This is a genomic window from Halothiobacillus sp. (assembly GCF_027346185.1).
Lineage (GTDB): Bacteria > Pseudomonadota > Gammaproteobacteria > Halothiobacillales > Halothiobacillaceae > Halothiobacillus.
In genome coordinates this window covers 1-2,866 of sequence record NZ_DAIESY010000114.1, presented here as the reverse complement: position 1 = coordinate 2,866, position 2,866 = coordinate 1, and the positions used below count along the sequence as shown (strand labels likewise).

Annotated in this window: 2 protein-coding genes; one reads left to right on the top strand and one right to left on the bottom strand. The window is 58.2% G+C overall.

Annotation, left to right across the window (positions count from 1 at the left end):
• Positions 1 to 452, top strand: a 452-nt coding sequence (locus M7R55_RS08140; RefSeq protein ID WP_298219914.1) for a transposase, incomplete at its 5' end; no start/stop codon positions are given.
• Positions 453 to 784: 332 nt separating this feature from the next.
• Here M7R55_RS08140 and M7R55_RS08135 read toward each other — a convergent pair.
• Positions 785 to 2,866, bottom strand: a 2,082-nt coding sequence (locus M7R55_RS08135) for a DEAD/DEAH box helicase (protein WP_298219913.1), incomplete at its 5' end; no start/stop codon positions are given.

Here is a 2,866-nt window from a genome sequence, read left to right as displayed (position 1 = left end):
GCCAGAGCTATTTTGGCTACAAGAACCACATCAATGTGGACAAGCGCCATAAGCTGATTCACCAGTACGTCGTGACGGATGCTTCGGTGCATGACAGCCAGTGCCTGGAAGCATTGTTGGACGCGGAAAATACCGGCGTGGAGGTCTTCGCCGACAGTGCTTATCGTTCGGAGGAATCGGAACTGCTGCTACAGGAACAGGGATATCGCAACCGGATCCACGAAAGGGCGTACCGCAACCGACCGTTGACGAAAGCGCAGGAACGGGCTAATACCCGGCGCTCCCGTCACCGTGCCCGGGTCGAGCATGTGTTTGGCGCACTCATCCAGCAGGGAGGCAAGATGCTACGGACCATTGGCAAGGCCCGCGCTGCCGTCAAGATTGGGATGATGAATTTGGTCTATAACATGCGGCGCTTTACCTGCTTGCTAAAACAGGAAACGGCTTGGTAGGGGGTAATCCGTCAAAAATCTGCAAAAATGGCAAAAAAGCATAGAAATCATCAGCCAACTGATGGATAATGGATAAAAATCGCCGGAAAATGGCGAAGGAGAGGGAGTCCCTCCACTTCAAACGGCGAAGTTTTTGTTATTCGAGGTTCCCTATGGTAACTGCAAGGCCAGAATACCCAGGATGAAACTCGTCCCGCCGAGTGACAGCGATTTCCAAGACGACTGAACATATGCCTCTGAGGTTCACTGGAACGAAAAAACCAGGATAAGTGGCCGGGAGTGGCAGCCGAACCGCAGCTTCCAGCCAAAGACAACGCTTCCCCGATTACTCGTCATGACATCGGCATGTACAGGTCAGCGGCACCCTCGTCCGTTATTCGATAACCCATTGCCCGGTAGCCGCGCTGACGTTTATCCCACATTCGCAATAGTGCCGGGTGCCCGGCATCAATGAAGTCAAGGATACGTACCTTGGTCTTGGTGGCATGCTCCCGGTGCAGTCGGCCGGCATATTGCTGCAACGTGCCTTTCCATGACACCGGCATTGCCAAGACCAGGGTATCCAGTGGCGGATGGTCGAATCCTTCCCCGACCAGCTTGCCGGTGGCGAGCAGCACACGAGGAGCATCCGGTGGCAGCGCGCCAAGTTCCGCGATGACCAAAGCACGCTGCTTTTTGGACATCCGACCGTGCAGGAGGAACAAGGGCGGCACCTTGCCACCCAAAGCCGCATGGATAGCATCGAGATGCTCGTTGCGCTCGGTCAGCACCAGTATCTTGCCGTCCCGGAGGTATGCATTTTCGATCTCGGCCGCAATGGCATCCGTTCGGGCCTGGTCATTGGCAAGGTGCCGGAACACCGCCTGAATCCCGGCTTCAGGCGGCAGGTGAATGTATGAATGGAGAAATCGTGGCACCACCGCGAGATCATGCGGGGCGCCGGCCGGTTTCGCGGCCGTATATCGAATCGGTCCGCACTGCATGAAGATGATGGGCTGCTGACCATCACGGCGAATCGGCGTGGCGGTCAGGCCGAGCACATATTTCGCTTTGACCCGCTTCAGGATGGCGTCAAAGGACACCGCGCCAATATGGTGGCATTCGTCCACGATGATATGACCGTAGTGCTCGACGATGGGATTGACCTCACCATGGCGTGATAGCGACTGCATCACGGCGATGTCGATCTTGCCGGTAGGCTTGGCTTTACCGCCACCAATCGTGCCAACCACGCCTTTGCCGACGCCAAGGAACGACTGCAGCCGCTCCTGCCACTGCTTGAGCAATTCGGTGCGATGCACCAGCACCAAGGCACTCACGCTACGCCGCGCAATCATCGCTGCTGCTGCGACGGTTTTGCCGAAGGCAGTGGGCGCGCACAACACGCCCGCGTCGTGGCTCAGCATCGCGGCGACAGCCGCCTCCTGATCGGGGCGTAGTGTACCGATGAAATGCACGTCGATGGGTTCACCGGGAACCCGCTCATCCCGCAGTTCGCAGTGGATAGCGTTGTTGCGTAATAAATCCTGTGCGGCATCGAGGCAGCCGCGCGGTAGGGCGATGTGCTGCGGATAGTTTTCTGCACAGCCGATGACGCGCGGTTTGTCCCACACCGACATCCGCATCGCCTGCGCCTTGTAGAACTCTGGATTCTGGAACGCGGCAAGGCGAATCAGGCGGTTGGCCAGTGGCGGGGGCAGTTGGCCTTTTTCGAAGTAGAGGAGGTTGCCCAGCGTCACCGTGAGGGTCTTTGGCATCGCCCCGGATAACTTCGTTGTTGCTGGTGTTGAACGCTTCCATGGCGTCGCCAGGTCTTCTTCATCAATGAAGGTGACGTCCAATGGATGCGCCCCATCCGTGGCGCGCAGGATGGTAGGCTCGATATCCTGTGGCGCCATCGGCCGGATGGATGCCAGGAAAGCCCATTGATCAGGATACGGGCGCAGGTCGGTATCGACGAATACGCTGCAGCCATTCTCGCGCGGCTTTTTCTGCAGCGGCAAGGCAATCAGGTTGCCGAAACCACCCTTGGGCATCGTGTCCTGATTGGGGAACAGCCGGTCATAGGAATTCAGCTTCAGTTGCCGGGTGCGCGCACAGGTATGGCTGATGATGGCCGTGCCCAGACGACGGGCATCCCGGGCTGCGACCCTGCTTGCGAAAAACACCCAGACATGTGCCCCCTGCCCGGAACGCGAAATCTCCAGAGCGGCTGGGACGCCGAGTGCTTCGCAAGAATGCACGAAGGCGCGAGCATCGTCCTGCCACTCGGCCTCATCGAAATCGACGGCGAGAAAGGTGCACGTGTCATCTTCCAGCAAGGAATAGACGCCGACCGTGTGCTTGCCGAGCAAATGATCATAGATGACCGAATCCGACAGCGGAGACAGCCGCCGATTACCACAATCCCCGCA